We start from the raw sequence: 15439 nt of genomic DNA on the forward strand, positions 1-15439 counted from the left end.
AACTAACAACAATTGGGCATATGACCGTAAACATTGAGCATTACACGGGAAGTATTTTTTTATCCCGGCGACGATCAAATACTGACTGCCCGGTCCGGGACAATTAGTTTAAATAACTGAACACCTCATTCGTTTTGGTCGCAGCGACTGCTTGCATTTAAATAACAGTCATCATCTAACTAAATATCCGAGTATTACATAGCGAAGTTATCACGCTAAGTGTCGCCCATGGATAACTACGCGTCGCTATAAGCTATTTAAAACGTGCTCTTTGCAGGGCCGTATGGCGGTCTAATCGCTCCCTCGTTCCTCGTCTGCAACCACAAGAACCTCAACGCGGGACTTGACGAAGCCGGGGGATTTGAGTTCTCCTGAAACCGGTTTCAGCGCCCTCACGCGAAACCGCCTGCGATAACTCAAATAAAAGGTTTCAGGCCGTGAACAGTTTTTCTGCAGCTCAACGCACCCGCGTGACCATGCTCGATGTTGCCCAGCGTGCCGGCGTGTCAAAGGCCAGCGTGTCGCGCTTTATTGGCGAAGACCGCGCCTTGCTCTCCGAAGCCATCGCCGAGCGTATCGAGCGCGCGATCAATGAGCTGGGCTACCACCCCAATCAAATGGCCCGAGGCCTCAAGCGCGGACGTACGCGACTGATCGGGATGCTGGTGGCCGATATTCGAAACCCCTATTCCATTGCCGTCATGCATGGCGTCGAAACCGCCTGCCGCCTGCACGGCTACAACCTGGTGGTGTGCAACACCGACCTGGATGACGAACAAGAGCGTCAGCATCTGGCTGCACTGCGTTCGTACAATATCGAAGGCCTGATCCTTAACACCCTTGGCCATGACCCTGACGCACTGCAAGAACTGCATCGGGAAATGCCCATCGTGCTGATCGACCGTAAAGTCGAACAACTGCACACCGACCTGGTGGGCCTCGACAACGCAGACGCCGTGCGCATGGCCCTGGAGCATCTTGAGCAACAGGGTTATCGCGACCTGTTGATGGTCAGCGAGCCGGTCGATGGCACCAGCTCGCGGGTCGAGCGCGTCAACAGCTTCACCGCCCAACTGGTGGCACGCCCTGCCCTGCGCGGCGCCGTGGTTAAAACCGGGGCAGGCCTGCGCGCCGCCATCGAGTCGTTCCTGCAATCACCCGGCAACGGGCCCAAGGCGCTGTTTTGCGCCAACGGCCTCGCCGCGCTGGCGTGCACCCAGGTGTTACGCGAACTGAACTGTCGACTTTTCGAAGACGTGGGGCTGATTGCCCTGGATGACCTGGAATGGTTCCCCTTGGTGGGCAACGGCATCACCGCCCTGGCCCAGCCCACGCAACAGATTGGCGCCAACGCCTTCGACTGCCTGCTTAAACGCCTGGGTGGCGACAAGTCCCCGGCCCGCGAGCTGAGTTTCGCGGCGCAACTGATTACGCGCGGCTCAACGCAACCCCTGACTGCCTGACACTTTACCCGCTGGCCACCCTTGACCTGGTAGCCGGCGGTTTAACACACAACAAAATGAAACCGGTTTCAGAGATTAATAATAATGACTGCATTTCCCGTATCCATCAGCCTGTCGAGTTACGGCGCCGACCTGGTTCGCCAGCGCGGACAACACAGCTTCATCGAATTGCTGGCCAGCGCCGGCGTGTCCCGTATCGAACTGCGCGAAGAGCTGTTGACCAGCGAAGACCCGGCCGCCTTCAGCCAGGCCGTGCAAGAGCAGGGTCTTGAGTGCGTGTTCTCGTCGCCACTGGAACTGTGGGAAGCCGGACAGTCACGGCCCAACACCCAACTGCTTGCCACCTTGCAGCGCGCCCATTCGTTCGGCGCCCAATGGTTGAAAGTGTCGCTGGGCTATTTCACCGAGCATTGTGACCTGCAAAACCTGGCGGCCTGCCTCAACCAGCAGCCTGTGCGCTTGCTGGTTGAAAACGATCAGACCTCGTACGGCGGGCGGATCGAGCCCATGCAGCGCTTTTTCGATCAGGTCGACCAGCAGCAGGCACCGATCAGCATGACCTTCGATATCGGCAACTGGCACTGGCAGGACCAATCGGCCACTACCGCCGCCCGCCTGCTGGGTCGCTACGTCACCTACCTGCACTGCAAGGGCGTGAACCGTCGCCAGGATGGCAAGCTCGTCGCCACACCGCCCACCGCCGCCGACCTGCAACAGTGGCAACACCTGATGACCCACATGCCCCATGGCCTGACACGGGCCATCGAGTACCCGCTGCAAGGCTCGGACCTTGACTGCCTGACCCGGGAACACGTCGCCGTACTGGCCCGTTTGAGCCAAAAGCAACAGGAGCTGAGCCATGTCTAAGGTTGATGTGTTGTCGTTTGGCGAAACCATGGCCATGTTGGTGGCCGAACACACCGGCGATCTGGCGCAGGTCGAGCTGTTCCACAAGCGCATCGCCGGTGCTGACAGCAACGTCGCCATTGGCTTGTCCCGCCTGGGTTTCAATGTGACGTGGTTGAGCCGTGTGGGTGCCGACTCGTTTGGCCGCTTCGTGCTCAACACGCTGCAAGCTGAAGGGCTGGACTGCCAGCATGTTGAAATCGACCCCCACAACCCGACCGGTTTTCAGCTCAAGTCCCGGGTGGAAGATGGCAGTGACCCGCAGGTGGAGTACTTCCGCCGTGGCTCCGCTGCCAGCCACCTGAGCCGCAGTGCACTGACCCCGCAACTGCTCAGCGCCCGGCACCTGCACGCCACCGGCATCCCGCCCGCACTCTCGGCCAGCTGCAACGAATTGTCGTTCGAGTTGATGAAGTCCATGCGTGCCGCTGGCAACAGTGTGTCGTTCGATCCCAACCTGCGACCTTCGCTGTGGGCCAGTGAGCAGCAGATGATCCGCGACATCAACGCCCTCGCCGCCCACGCCGACTGGGTACTGCCGGGCTTGAGCGAAGGCCGGCTGCTGACCGGTTACGAAGATCCGGCCGATATTGCCGCGTTCTATCTCGACCAGGGCGCCGAGGCCGTGATCATCAAACTGGGGGCCAAGGGTGCGTTCTATCGCACGGCCCAGGTTGAACAGTTTGTGCCGGCAGTGCCGGTTGCCAACGTGATCGACACCGTGGGTGCGGGTGATGGCTTTGCCGTCGGTGTGATCAGCGCCTTGCTGGAGAACCTCGGGTTTGCCCAGGCAGTTCAGCGCGGTAACTGGATCGGCAGCCGTGCCGTACAGAGCCGGGGCGATATGGAAGGCCTGCCGACCCGCGCCGAACTGCTCGAACACAACGCGCTGCCTGCGCCCCTCTAAACGACCTTTTTAGCTTGACCCGTTACCTGCTGCGCAAAACAAAAACAAGCTCAGGAGCACCACTATGCACTCATTGAAACTCGCTGCCCGCCGGTGGTGGTACATCATGCCGATCGTGTTCATCACGTACAGCCTGGCGTACCTTGACCGTGCCAACTATGGTTTTGCAGCCGCCTCCGGGATGGCTGAAGACCTGAACATCACCCCCGGCCTTTCGTCATTGCTGGGTGCGCTGTTTTTCCTCGGGTATTTCTTCTTCCAGGTTCCGGGGGCGATTTACGCGCAGAGAAACAGCGTCAAGAAACTGATTTTTGTCAGCCTGATCCTCTGGGGCAGCCTCGCCACGCTGACCGGCGTGGTGTCCAGCGCCTACTGGCTGATCGTGATCCGCTTCATGCTCGGGGTGGTTGAAGCCGCCGTGATGCCGGCGATGCTGGTGTACCTGTGCCATTGGTTCACCCGTGCCGAACGCTCGCGCGCCAACACCTTCCTGATCCTGGGCAACCCGGTAACCATGCTCTGGATGTCCGTCGTTTCGGGGTACTTGGTGCAACATTACAGCTGGCGCTGGATGTTTATCGTCGAGGGCCTGCCAGCCGTGCTCTGGGCGTTTATCTGGTGGCGCCTGGCCGATGACCGCCCAAGCGAAGCCAAATGGCTCAGCAACCAGGAGAAGCTCGACCTGCAAAACGCGCTGGATGCCGAGCAAGTGGGCATGAAGCCGGTGAAGAACTACGCCGCCGCGTTCCGTACTCCCGCCGTTATCCTGCTGGCCTTGCAGTTCTTTTGCTGGAGCATCGGGGTGTACGGCTTTGTGCTGTGGCTGCCGTCGATTCTCAAGCAAGGCGCGCAGATGGACATGATCGAAGCCGGCTGGCTTTCGGCCCTGCCGTATCTGGCGGCCGTGATCGCCATGCTGGTGGTGTCCTGGGGCTCGGACAAACTGCAAAAGCGTAAACGCTTCGTCTGGCCACCGCTGCTGATCGCATCCATCGCGTTCTACGGTTCCTACATGCTGGGGGCCGAACACTTCTGGTGGTCCTACGTGTTGCTGGTGATTGCCGGCGGCTGCATGTACGCACCCTATGGCCCGTTTTTCGCCATCATCCCTGAAATCCTGCCCTCCAACGTGGCAGGCGGCGCCATGGCGCTGATCAACAGCATGGGTGCGCTGGGCTCCTTTGCCGGTTCCTACCTGGTCGGTTATCTGAACAGCTCGACCGGCTCAACAGGTGCGTCCTTCCTGCTGATGAGCGGCGCCCTGATGATTTCAGTCGTACTCACGGTGATGCTCAAACCCGCCGCCAAAGACCCTGCCGTCCCCCAACACGATGCTTCGCAACGTCTGGCCCACTCTTGATTAGGTTGGTGACTCCCTTGAAAAAACATGTCGTGCTCTACAAACAACTGTCCGACGCGCTGATGCAGCGCCTGGAAGCCCACGCCCATGTCACCCTGATCGAGCGGCTTGACGCCCAGGGCATGGAGCAGCTGCGCGCTGCCCTGCCCCAGGCCCAGGGCATCCTGGGTGCAAGCCTCAAGCTGGATGCACAGCTGCTGGATCTGGCGCCCGGGCTGGAGGTGGTGTCCAGCGTATCGGTGGGTGTCGATAACTACGACATCGACTACCTGACCGAGCGCAAGGTCCTGCTCACCAACACCCCGGACGTGCTCACCGAAACCACGGCCGACACCGGCTTTGCACTGGTGCTGGCCAGCGCCCGGCGCGTGGTGGAGCTGGCTAATCTGGTGCGTAATGGCCAATGGCAAAAAAACGTCGGCCCCGAGCATTTCGGCACCGACGTGCATGGCAAAACCCTGGGCATTATCGGTATGGGCCGTATCGGCGAAGCCCTGGCCCAGCGCGGCCACTTTGGGTTCGGGATGCCGGTGATCTACCACAGCAACTCGCCAAAGCCTGCGGTCGAAGCCCGCTTCAACGCGCAATACCGCAGCCTGGACGAGTTGTTGCAGCAAGCGGACTTTATCTGCCTGACCCTGCCCCTGACCGCCCAGACTGAGGGCCTGATCGGTGCCGAGCAGTTTGCCCTGATGCGCCCCGAAAGCATCTTCATCAACATCTCTCGCGGCAAGGTGGTGGACGAAAAGGCGCTGATCAACGCCTTGCAGCAAGGCCAGATCCGCGGCGCCGGGCTCGACGTGTTCGAGCGCGAGCCGCTGGAGCTGACTTCACCCTTGCTGCAACTGGACAACGTGGTGGCCACTCCGCATATCGGCTCGGCCACTCACGAAACCCGTGAAGCCATGGCGCGCTGCGCCGTGGAGAACCTGCTGGCGGCATTGGCCGGTGATCGTCCGGCCAACCTGGTTAACCCGCAAGCATTGCGCTGATCAGCGGCCGGCCTTGATCGTGGTCCACACCCGAGTGCGGGTCCGGTCAATGTTCAGCGGCATGGCCTCCAGCGCAAACAGCTTGTCCATCATCGCAGGGGTTGGATAGACCTTGGTGTCAGCCTTGATTTCAGGGCTGACCAAGGCATCGGCCTGCTCGTTGCCGTTGGCGTAATGCACATAGTTGGTGATCCCGGCCATCACGTCCGGGCGCAGCAAGTAGTTCATAAAGCTGTAAGCGGCCTTTTCGTCCGGCGCATCCGCCGGCATGGCGACCATGTCGAACCAGATGGCAGCCCCCTCCTTGGGGATCGAATAACCGATCTGCACCCCATTGTTGGCCTCTTTGGCCCGGGTTTCGGCCTGAAGAATGTCTCCCGAGAAGCCAACTGCCACGCAAATATTGCCGTTGGCCAAGTCACTGGTGTACTTCGATGAATGGAAGTAGCTGATATAAGGCCGGACCTTGAGCAGCAGCTCTTCAGCCTTCTTGTAGTCAGCCGGGTTCTTGCTGTGATGGGGCAAGCCCAGGTAGTTGAGCGCCGCAGGCAGGATTTCCGGGCCATTGTCGAGAATGGCGACGCCGCAGGACTTGAGCTTTTCCATGTTTTCGGGCTTGAAGATCAAGTCCCACGAGTCCACCGGCGCGTCGTCCCCCAGCACAGCCTTGACCTTGGCGATGTTGTAGCCAATCCCGGTACTGCCCCACAGGTAAGGGAAACCATGCTCGTTGCCCGGATCGTTGACCTGCAGTGCCTTGAGCAGCACCGGGTTGAGGTTTTTCCAGTTCGGCAACTGACTCTTGTCGAGTTTCTTCAGGGCCTTGCCCTGGATCTGCCGCGCCATAAAGTGGTTGGATGGAAACACCACGTCATAACCGGATGAGCCCGTCATCAGCTTGCCATCCAGCGTCTCGTTGCTGTCGAACACGTCATAGCTGAAAGCAATACCGGTATCGCGCTGGAAGTTCTTCATCGTGTCGGGGGCAATGTAGTCCGACCAGTTATAGACCTTCACCGTTTCGGCGGCCTGACACAGCGTACCGGCCAGCATCAGGGGCAACAGGGTCATACGGATCATGATTCGATTCCTTGCATGTTTTGGGGCAGCTGTTTTTATTGGCAGGGTTCGGCGATCAAAGGATCAATACATACGTCTTGCGCACGGTTTCCTGGATATCCCAGATTCCGGTGCTGTTGGCAGGCAACATCAGTGCATCGCCTGCTTCTATGGTCAGGGTTTCACCGTTATCCGGGGTGAAGGTGCAGCGGCCCTGAATAAAGTGACAGAACTCTTGCTCCATGATCTGGCGGCGCCAACGGCCCGGGGTGCATTCCCAGATACCGGTTTCGACGCCGTCGTTACGTTCTACACAGGTCACCGAGGTGACCGCGACCGGAGTACCCAGCGGCACGGCAACGGGAAACGACTCTTGCAGTTGCACGTGGGCGGTGTTCTTGAATTGCGTGATGCTCATGGGACGTTCCTGTTCAACGAAAAATGTCGGGTTAACGCATAAAGCCTTCCATGAGCCCGGCCATGCGGCTGGCAAATTGCCGACGCCAGGGTGGGCTGTTTGGGTTGGCCAGGGTTTTGTCTTCGTACACAAAGCTGCGGATGATCGCGTTGTAACCCAGCCAGCGGCAGGGCTCCGGCTCCCAGGCCTTGAGTGCCCCCAGCCCGCCTTCGGTCAACACCCAGGGCTGTCTGACCTCAAGGGTGTCGCGCTGCAAAATCAGGTCGGCCAGCGTGCGCCCGCCCAAGTGGCTGGCGCCCACGCCTTCTCCGCCGTATCCGCCCGCCAGGGCAATGCCCTGCTGGCGATCACAGAGCATGTGCGGCTGAAAGCGTCGCGACATCCCCAGATTGCCGCCCCACACATGGCTGATCTCGACGTTTTTAAGTTGCGGGAACAGCTCGCTGAACAGATAGCGACGCAGTTCGATTTCGCTCTCGCTGAGGTCGAAGTTCTCGCGCAGACGTCCGCCAAACTGGTAACCGCCCCGGGCCCCAAAGACCAGACGGTTGTCTACCGTGCGCTGGCCGTAGGTGACCTGGCGGCTGCTTTCGCTGAAAGCCTGCCCCCGAGCCAGACCAATCTCGTCCCAGATCGCTGGCGATAAAGGTTCTGTGGCCACCATCAGACTCTGTACCGGCAATTGATAACGCCCCAAGGGCGCCAGGGTGTTGGCGTAGCCTTCAACGGCAGGTACCACCCAACGGCTACGCACCTGGGCCTTGGCGGTGCGGGCGAAACCTGCGCGCCACTCCGTCACCGGGCTTTGTTCGAAGATCCGCACCCCCATGCGCTCAACCGCGCGGGCCAGGCCGCGTACCAGTTTGGCCGGGTGGATGGTTGCTATATGCGGTGTGAAAATCCCGCCATAAGGCTTGGCCACACGGATCTGCTGTGCCAGTTCAGCCGGGCTCAGCCAGCGGTAGTCGGACTCGTTCAGGCCTTCGGCGTAGAGGCTGGCCAGATAGCTGCGCAAACTGGCTTCCTGCTCGGGGTAGCGCGCCGCGCAAAACAGTGCGCCGCCTTTGCGGTAATCGCAGTCGATGCCTTCGCGGTCGATGACGCTTTTCACCGTATCGGGAATGCCATGCAGCAAGTCGAAGGACTCACGACGCTGCTGCGACGGCAAGCCGGCCAGCAAGCGGTCTTCGCCCAACAGGTTGCCCATCAGCCAGCCGCCGTTGCGGCCCGATGCGCCAAAGCCTGCAGTTTGTGCTTCAACGATGGCAATGCTCAGTTCAGGGGCATGGCGCTTGAGGTAATACGCCGTCCAGAGCCCGGTGTAACCGGCCCCGACAATGACCACGTCGACATCCAGATCGTGCTCAAGCGGCGGCCGGGGTGCGAGATCGTCCCCGAGCTGGTCCATCCATAAACTGATTGAGCGCCATGCTGGCATCACCGACTCCACACCGATCCAAGAATGGGTCGATCCTAGTCGCTGGCCTCAGGGCGCGTCTTGTGTGCGTGCCCGCAAAGAAATTTGTTTGGCATACGCCTTGGGTGACTGCCCGGTGTGCTGGCGAAAACAGCTGTAAAACGCGGAAATCGAGTTAAACCCCGCCGAAAATGCCAGTTCATCGACTTTGACGGGCGCATTGGCCACATCCATTGCTGCCAGTACATGACGCAGCCGTGCCTGATTCACATAGCGGTAAAAGCTTTGCCCCAGTACCTGATTGAGCAGATACGACATCTGGTTGCGCGTATAGCCGCAAGCCCTGGCCACTTCCTGCAAGTCCAGTTCGGGGTCGAGCCAGGGTTGCTGGTGCTCGAAATAGGTTTGCAGGTCCTGGGCCATGAAACTCAGCTGCCGGGCCGAGAGCCCCAGGCGGCTGACCGCAGGCCGCAGCGATCCTTGGCCCTCCGGGCTGGGGGGCCGTTCGTGGACCAGTGAGGCGTATTCGTTGACCCGCCAGATCAACCCGTCACGCACCGTGATGGCTTCGCTGGCCCGGAACGACACCAGCCCCTGACTGCCGCGCAAGGTCATCCGGTACTGAATGAAGGCGGTATTGCCGTCCAGGCGAATGCGATCGCTGTGCTCGAGCGCTTCGTCCGGCTCTCTGGGCATGGACGACTGCACGTATTCGCGCAGCTCATCGAGGGCCATGGCCCGGTTCTGGAAGAAGTCGTTGTAGATCACGTCGGGGTGATACAGCGCCATCACCCCGTCCAGATCCCGATGTTTCCAGCACAGGTGGTAGCGCATCACGGTTTCGCCGGTGGCGCGGGTATCTTCGGGGCCGTCGTCGGGAGCTGGCATAGAACGCTCGAAACAAAAAAACCAAGAGTGACGCGTTTGTTCACGGGCCTCAATGGGCGCGCGGAGGGGCAAACGCAGAAGATAAATCGGCTAAGTGCATGATTCACATCAAAAGCCGGCCAAACAAGTGATCACCACAGGAAAAAAGGCTTAGCACCACCGCTTTTGAATGCTAGTTTTGAGCGCGAAACAGTTGCAAACATATGCGATCAGCGTTGACCGCACGACACCTTGAGCTAAAGGAATTGCTCTATGCACCTAATGGACAGCGTCAACAGAATCACTTTCCCGAATGCCTGCCAACTCATGCGCTGGCATTTTCATCCGATGGGCTTCGAAGCAACCATGGACGCACCGGGCAGCATGATCGCCCGCCTGTTTGACCGTGCCAGTGGCGAAACCGTGATTGCCATTGCCGGCATCCCCTGCGCTACGGTCATGAGCCTGGGCCAGGTGGGCCGTGTCATCCAGGCCGTGGAAGACGAGCTCGAAAGCTTCGTACCGCCGATGGCCTGGCAGGCGCAGGCCTGATCTAGAATAAACATCAGGTACTGATTTTTTATCAATTAAAATCAGATGCTTACAGATCATTTCTAGAAACAGGCTCAAGCCCATAAGCGCCGCTCATGGGCCCTTTCCGTCAGCCTCAATCCCCTAATGCAGTGCCTTCACGACGCGGGTCTGCACCGGCGACCCATCCGTTCTCATCCCGAGCAATGATCTGGGTACCACTGGTCATTTCGATAAGGGATATCTCATGCCCACGGTCCTTCAACTGCTGCACCAGTGACGGGCTGACCATGCCGGCCTCAAGCTCGGTGCCCACATTGCGACTGCCGAAGTTGGGCAGGCTGATTGCGTCCTGGGGGTTGAGTTTCCAGTCCACAAGGCCAACGACCGACTTGTTGACGTACTCGATGATCTGAGAGCCACCGGGGGAACCCACCGTGGCAACCAGTTCGCCGCTTTTGCGATCGAACACCAGGGTCGGGGCCATCGAAGAGCGCGGGCGCTTGCCTGGCTCGATGCGGTTGGCGACAGGCTTGCCGTTTTCCTCCGGAACAAACGAGAAGTCGGTGAGCTGGTTGTTCAAAATGAAGCCATGGGTCATGACATGCGAGCCGAACGCGGCTTCGACCGAAGTGGTCATCGAGATGGCCCCGCCCTGATCGTCGACCGCAGCAATCTGCGAGGTGGAAATACGCAGTGCCGACCGGTCAGGTGCCAGTGCCAGGTTGATGCCGGCCGGGATACCCGCCTCGGCACGGCCCATGCTTTTTTCGCCCACCAGCGCCGCCCTTGTCGCGTAGTAGGCCTTGTCGGTCAGCCCTTTCACATTGACGGGCACAAAGTCGCTGTCCGCCAGATAAAGCGCCCGGTCAGCATAAGCCAGGCGCTCGGCCTCGGCGATCAGGTGGACTGCCGAAGACGAAGGCTCCACACCTGTGCCCGTGCTGCTCGGCACCGGGGGCATCCTGGCCAGGTCCAGCGCTGGCGATTGACGTTGCAAAGCCTCGAGAATCCCCAGGGTCTGGAGTACGGCTACACCCCCCGAAGACGGCGGTGGCATGCCGCAGACGCGCCACTCTTTGTAGTCACCGCACACCGCCTGGCGCTCCCGGGCCCGGTAACCGCTGACATCCGCCAGGGACAGTGTGCCCGGACGGGCGTGGGCGCCGACCTTGTCCACCATCGCCTGCGCGACCGCGCCCTGGTAGAAAGCATCCGCACCGCGTGTGGCAATGGCGTCCAGGGTACGGGCAAGCTCAGGGTTTTTCAGCAAGGTGCCCACGGGCAAGGCCTGCCCTTGTGGCGTCAGGAAGTAACTGGCCATTTCCGGTGAACCGGGAATGAATTTGTCGGCCGCGATCTGGGTATGTAACCGCTTGGACACAGGGAAGCCCTGATTGGCCAGTTGGATAGCGGGTTGGAACAGATCACGCCAAGGCAGTTTGCCGTGTTGCTTGTGGGCCATTTCCAGTGCTCTGAGCACGCCCGGCACACCCACCGAACGCCCGCCTATCTGAGCTTCCGTGAATGGAATCGGCTGGCCATCAGCCCCCTGGAACATGCGCGTATTGGCACCTGCCGGGGCCGTTTCGCGGCCATCAAAGGCCTGAACCTGCTTGCCATCCCAGTACAGAATGAAAGCACCGCCACCGATGCCACTGGCCTGAGGCTCGACCAGCGCAAGCACCGCTTGCATGGCGATCGCCGCATCAATCGCAGACCCGCCCCGGCGCAGCATCTGCTGCCCGGCAGCGGTGGCCAGCGGGTTGGCCGCTGCGGCCATGTGGCGAGTGGCGTGTACCGGGGCCATGTCTGATCGAAAACCCGAGGAGATTTCGGGCGCAGGCGGCAACTCGGGGGTTTTATGCGGTGCCGAAGGCTCTGTACCGCATCCACTGAGCCACAGGGCCAGCGCTGATACACCGATCACACGGGCACTGTTGTTTTTGGCACGCAAGCTGATAATCAAAATGAGTTCCTTCTACAGGCAAAAACTACTGATTGTTGTTATTCAGGCGTCACCCACCATGGGCATTGCTGACGCTTGACGGGGTACGCAAATCTTCAAAGAACGCCTTGCCGCGGGGTATCCGGTCAGAGGCTTTGGGGACGTTCGGCCCTTGAGCTTCCTGGTTTTCCAGATACCAGTAGCAATGTTTGACCGCCCGGGTGATGCCGACATACGCCAACCGCAAAATCTCGTCCTTCTGCGCGCTGTCGTAAGGTTCTGGATCGCCGTCCTTGCCCAGGCCCGCCATGCGGTACACCTGATTCTTGTAGGGCGAAGACGTCAGGTGCTGGCAGTCGCCCAGCAAGAACACCGCATCGGCCTGCAAGCCTTTGGAGCTGTGGTATGTCAGTTGTTTGAGCCTGCGGTCGGCAGGCGCCAAGCTGGCATCCCGACTTACCACTGACTGTATATCTCTCTCAATCAATAGCTTATCGCTGCTTTTTCGATACAGCATTAACACGCTGTCGCCAGCGTTGTAGTGGTCGATCAGCCGGGCAGCCAGGCCTTGATCGTCGCGATGCAGGACATTCACCGGTACGGGCGTCTTGGGCTCGCCGCTGGCCTTGGCCCGTTTGCCGGCAATGGACGGTGCGGCGCGCACGATATGTTCGGCGGCATCGATGATGTGCTGATGGCTGCGGAAGTTGTCGCTGAGCATCACCCGGGTGGTGGCGGGCGACGGGAATTCCTTGTTGAACTCCATGAAGTATTTGGGCGAGCTGCCGCGCCAACCGTAGATCGATTGCCAGTCATCCCCCACACACAGCAGCGAAGAACGCTGGGCCCCGCGCCCCACATGCATCGCCGGGCCACGGCTGCGAATCTCGCGCAAGCTGGCCCGCAACCAGGACACGATCTGCGGCGAGACGTCCTGGAACTCATCAATCATCAAGTGCGACAGCTGCCGCAGCTGCTCGTCGCCCAGCAGTTTGAAGTTCTGCGGGGTGTTCTCGCCAAACAGCGAGAACATACGGTTGTAGGTCATGACCGGCGGAGTTTGCGCCAACAGATGGTCTTCCAGCGCGCGCCAGTACAGGCTCAGGGCTTCGAAGAAGAAACGGTCCGGATCATCTTTGGCAAAGCGCATGTCCGCCACGGCCGCTGCCACGTCGAGCCCCAGGTTTTCGATAAAGCTTGCCGCCGCCACAAAACTGTCGAGCAACGGCGCTGAACCCAGCTCACCCTTGAGCTTGTAATCAAACCCCGGGCCGGCACTGGCATCCCCTGCCAATGCGCTGATAACACGCTTTGCAGAGTCGTAATTTTCTAGCCATATCAATGGCTTGTTGCAGAAAGCTCGAAACAGGGTTCGCTTTACTGCCCACTCGGCCCGCACACTGAGTTTCGCGCCGGGGCGGCAAATTTGCGGGTTCTCCCGAGGGTCGAAACCCAATACCACCCAGGCATCAAGCTCGGCAATATAGCCGTGGCAATGGAACGATGAACCATTGATTTCTACCATTTCGCGATTGGGTTCGATGCCCTGGATCGGCCAAGCACCCGCGGCAAACCACAGATCTTCCAGGGTGTCGCAGAGCTCTTCGTCGCGCTTGGCGGCCAGTTCGGTCACCGCCATGCGCTTTTGCACGTCAGGGTGATCGCGCTCCAGCTCCTTGAGTTGCAAGGCATGCCGGCACAAGGGTGCCAACGTCTGGCGGAAGCGTTCATCACGGGTGTAAAGGCTGTGGTAGCACGCATTGAGCTGCTGGCGCTGGGCGTCGTTGATGCGCAAATCGAACGGGTTGCTGTCGCTCTCTTCGTCGTTGAACAGGCTGCGCGTGTTCAGGGTCTCAAATGCCTGCAACTGGCCGTAGCCGGGCAAGCTGCGCACCATGGGCAATATGCGCGAGTGAAAGGTGCGCACCACCTCACGGGCTTCCTTGAGCGACAAGGTGCGCCCCCACAGGGCAAAAATCTCCTGCAGCTTGCTGATGAAGTCCTTGCGTGACTCGCGGGTGAAGGTCACCACGGTCATCGAGCCAAGTTCAAAACCCAGATAGTGGGTGAGCAGCAAAATACGCAGCACCAGCGACGTCGACTTGCCTGCCCCGGCACCGGCGACCACCGAGGTTGACGGTGTATCGCTGAAGATCATCTTCCATTGGGCAGCACTGGGCTGGGCATGCTCGGGCAGGATTGCAGCCACGTCGGCCTTGATCTGCTTTTTCAGTTCGGGCCCCAGGGGCAGACGCCAGTCATCGAACAGGTGGTCATCAATACCGGGAGCTCGCAGCTCCTGCGGGCGCTGGTCGCTGATAAACAGCACCTGACGGCCCTCTTCCAGCCCTTCGGCGTGGCCCTCTGTAAAGCCGTAATCGACCCCGGCGCTGTGCCCGCTGCGAAACCCGTCCGCCTGGCCTTGCAGCCAGGACGCCCCATGCCGGGCGCGCAAACGGCTCAGGCCGTTGCCAAACAGTCGCGCAGCCAGACGCTTGAGCAGTGGCAATTGAGTAATGGGGGCCAGTTCTTCAGGCAGATCGGGATTGTGTTGCGGCACGCTGACTCCAGGGTGTGAGGCTGTCCGGGCGGGGGGCTATGGTCGCTGCATTAGGCTCAGAGATCTAGCTAATTGCTTGGGCATCAGCCATTTAGAGCTTGCAGTGAAGGTAAATCACGATTTACTGATCTGCAAACGCATCTATTTATTCGATTGGTTTGAAGCATTTTTTAAGCTTTTTATCGATATGTTACTGATGGAGAATCATCCCATCATCAACCGGGTAACCGTTCACATCCCACGGGTAACCTGAACAGGAGACGCATCATGCTTGAACTCAGACCCTTCAATACCCTGGGCGGCGCAAACCACGGTTGGTTGGACGCCCATCACCACTTTTCGTTCGCCGAATACCATGACCCGCAGCGGATGAACTGGGGCAACCTGCGTGTGTGGAACGATGACGTGATCGCCCCCGGCACCGGTTTCCCGAAACACCCGCACCGCGACATGGAAATCATCACCTATGTCCGTGAAGGTGCCATCAGCCACGCAGACAACCTGGGCAGCAAGGGCCGCACTGAAGCGGGCGATGTGCAGGTCATGAGCGCGGGCACCGGGATTGCCCACAGCGAGTACAACCTGGAGCCGACGCCCACCAAAATCTTCCAGATCTGGATCATTCCGAATCAGGAAGGCGATGCGCCTGCCTGGGGCGCCAGGCCTTTCCCAAAAGGTCAGCGTGAAGGGTTTGTCACCCTGGCCAGTGGCAAGGAAGGCGACCATGAAAGCCTGCGCATCCGCGCCGATGCCCGCCTGGTCGCGGCGAACCTCAAGGCCGGCGAAACCGCCGAGTACCGGCTGGACGGCGGGCGTCGCGCCTATCTGGTGCCCGCCACGGGGGTGATCGAGGTCAACGGCCTGCGTGCCGGTGCACGGGATGGTGTAGCCATTGTGGATGAGTCTGTACTGCGGGTAACGGCGATCGAAGACAGCGAGATCGTGCTGGTCGATATCGCCTGACGCCACACGAAAAAGATCGGACACCGTTGCGGGTGCCCGGTCTTTTTT

13 protein-coding genes are annotated in these 15439 nt (G+C 60.0%); 7 read left to right on the forward strand and 6 right to left on the reverse strand.

Features of this window, described 5'->3' with window-relative positions; all coding sequences use genetic code 11:
• Window positions 1–437: 437 nt before the first annotated feature.
• The 5 genes from BLW11_RS16650 to BLW11_RS16670 all read left to right on the forward strand — a co-directional run bounded on the left by BLW11_RS16650 (window position 438) and on the right by BLW11_RS16670 (window position 5628).
• Window positions 438–1463: a LacI family DNA-binding transcriptional regulator gene (locus tag BLW11_RS16650; RefSeq protein WP_048361716.1), complete on the forward strand. Its 1026-nt coding sequence runs from the start codon at window positions 438–440 to the stop codon at window positions 1461–1463.
• Between the two features lie 84 nt (window positions 1464–1547).
• Window positions 1548–2330, forward strand: coding sequence for a sugar phosphate isomerase/epimerase family protein (locus BLW11_RS16655; RefSeq protein WP_048361715.1), 783 nt, complete (start codon window positions 1548–1550; stop codon window positions 2328–2330).
• Entirely contained in the window at window positions 2323–3276 is a 954-nt protein-coding gene (locus BLW11_RS16660) for a sugar kinase (protein WP_048361714.1), read from the forward strand. The genes BLW11_RS16655 and BLW11_RS16660 overlap by 8 nt, the downstream gene beginning before the upstream one ends.
• A 64-nt stretch (window positions 3277–3340) precedes the next feature.
• Window positions 3341–4636, forward strand: a complete 1296-nt coding sequence (locus tag BLW11_RS16665) for an MFS transporter (RefSeq protein WP_048361713.1) — start codon at window positions 3341–3343, stop codon at window positions 4634–4636.
• Window positions 4637–4653: 17 nt separating this feature from the next.
• Entirely contained in the window at window positions 4654–5628 is a 975-nt protein-coding gene (locus BLW11_RS16670; protein WP_048361712.1) for an NAD(P)-dependent oxidoreductase, read from the forward strand.
• Here BLW11_RS16670 and BLW11_RS16675 read toward each other — a convergent pair whose 3' ends face one another.
• From BLW11_RS16675 to BLW11_RS16690, 4 genes are read right to left on the reverse strand one after another with little or no spacing between them, the layout of a single operon-like run.
• Window positions 5629–6708, reverse strand: coding sequence for a polyamine ABC transporter substrate-binding protein (locus BLW11_RS16675; RefSeq protein ID WP_048361711.1), 1080 nt, complete (start codon window positions 6706–6708; stop codon window positions 5629–5631).
• A 55-nt stretch (window positions 6709–6763) separates the two neighbouring features.
• A complete protein-coding gene (locus BLW11_RS16680) occupies window positions 6764–7105 on the reverse strand; it encodes a cupin domain-containing protein (protein ID WP_048361710.1) in 342 nt (113 codons plus the stop codon).
• A gap of 31 nt (window positions 7106–7136) precedes the next feature.
• Window positions 7137–8543, reverse strand: coding sequence for an NAD(P)/FAD-dependent oxidoreductase (locus BLW11_RS16685; RefSeq protein WP_048361709.1), 1407 nt, complete (start codon window positions 8541–8543; stop codon window positions 7137–7139).
• A 48-nt stretch (window positions 8544–8591) separates the two neighbouring features.
• Window positions 8592–9410, reverse strand: coding sequence for a helix-turn-helix domain-containing protein (locus tag BLW11_RS16690; protein ID WP_048361708.1), 819 nt, complete (start codon window positions 9408–9410; stop codon window positions 8592–8594).
• A 252-nt stretch (window positions 9411–9662) separates the two neighbouring features.
• Here BLW11_RS16690 and BLW11_RS16695 point away from each other — a divergent pair, with 252 nt between their 5' ends.
• Window positions 9663–9941: a DUF1652 domain-containing protein gene (locus BLW11_RS16695; RefSeq protein WP_420912229.1), complete on the forward strand. Its 279-nt coding sequence runs from the start codon at window positions 9663–9665 to the stop codon at window positions 9939–9941.
• 115 nt (window positions 9942–10056) lie between these two features.
• Here the strand turns inward: BLW11_RS16695 and ggt are convergent, their stop codons facing one another.
• Together ggt and BLW11_RS16705 are read right to left on the reverse strand one after the other, a co-directional pair.
• Window positions 10057–11889 (reverse strand): gamma-glutamyltransferase, encoded by a 1833-nt coding sequence (ggt, locus tag BLW11_RS16700; protein WP_048361706.1) that lies wholly within the window; start codon window positions 11887–11889, stop codon window positions 10057–10059.
• A 49-nt stretch (window positions 11890–11938) separates the two neighbouring features.
• Complete coding sequence (locus tag BLW11_RS16705) at window positions 11939–14428, reverse strand: UvrD-helicase domain-containing protein (RefSeq protein ID WP_048361705.1); 2490 nt, start codon at window positions 14426–14428, stop codon at window positions 11939–11941.
• A 267-nt stretch (window positions 14429–14695) separates the two neighbouring features.
• On the opposite strand from BLW11_RS16705, the gene BLW11_RS16710 reads away from it, so the two are divergent.
• Window positions 14696–15391, forward strand: a complete 696-nt coding sequence (locus BLW11_RS16710) for a pirin family protein (protein ID WP_048361704.1) — start codon at window positions 14696–14698, stop codon at window positions 15389–15391.
• The last annotated feature ends 48 nt before the right edge of the window (window positions 15392–15439 follow it).

The sequence above is a fragment of the Pseudomonas deceptionensis genome (assembly GCF_900106095.1).
Classification (GTDB): domain Bacteria; phylum Pseudomonadota; class Gammaproteobacteria; order Pseudomonadales; family Pseudomonadaceae; genus Aquipseudomonas; species Aquipseudomonas deceptionensis.

What these genes read in the sequence shown, in the direction of transcription:
- BLW11_RS16655 (WP_048361715.1), top strand. Translation starts at nt 1,548, where the DNA reads ATGACTGCATTTCCCGTATCCATCAGCCTGTCGAGTTACGGCGCCGAC.
- BLW11_RS16660 (WP_048361714.1), top strand. Translation starts at nt 2,323, where the DNA reads ATGTCTAAGGTTGATGTGTTGTCGTTTGGCGAAACCATGGCCATGTTG.
- BLW11_RS16665 (WP_048361713.1), top strand. Translation starts at nt 3,341, where the DNA reads ATGCACTCATTGAAACTCGCTGCCCGCCGGTGGTGGTACATCATGCCG.
- BLW11_RS16675 (WP_048361711.1), bottom strand. Translation starts at nt 6,708, where the DNA reads ATGATCCGTATGACCCTGTTGCCCCTGATGCTGGCCGGTACGCTGTGT.
- BLW11_RS16680 (WP_048361710.1), bottom strand. Translation starts at nt 7,105, where the DNA reads ATGAGCATCACGCAATTCAAGAACACCGCCCACGTGCAACTGCAAGAG.
- BLW11_RS16685 (WP_048361709.1), bottom strand. Translation starts at nt 8,543, where the DNA reads ATGCCAGCATGGCGCTCAATCAGTTTATGGATGGACCAGCTCGGGGAC.
- BLW11_RS16690 (WP_048361708.1), bottom strand. Translation starts at nt 9,410, where the DNA reads ATGCCAGCTCCCGACGACGGCCCCGAAGATACCCGCGCCACCGGCGAA.
- BLW11_RS16695 (WP_420912229.1), top strand. Translation starts at nt 9,663, where the DNA reads ATGCACCTAATGGACAGCGTCAACAGAATCACTTTCCCGAATGCCTGC.
- BLW11_RS16710 (WP_048361704.1), top strand. Translation starts at nt 14,696, where the DNA reads ATGCTTGAACTCAGACCCTTCAATACCCTGGGCGGCGCAAACCACGGT.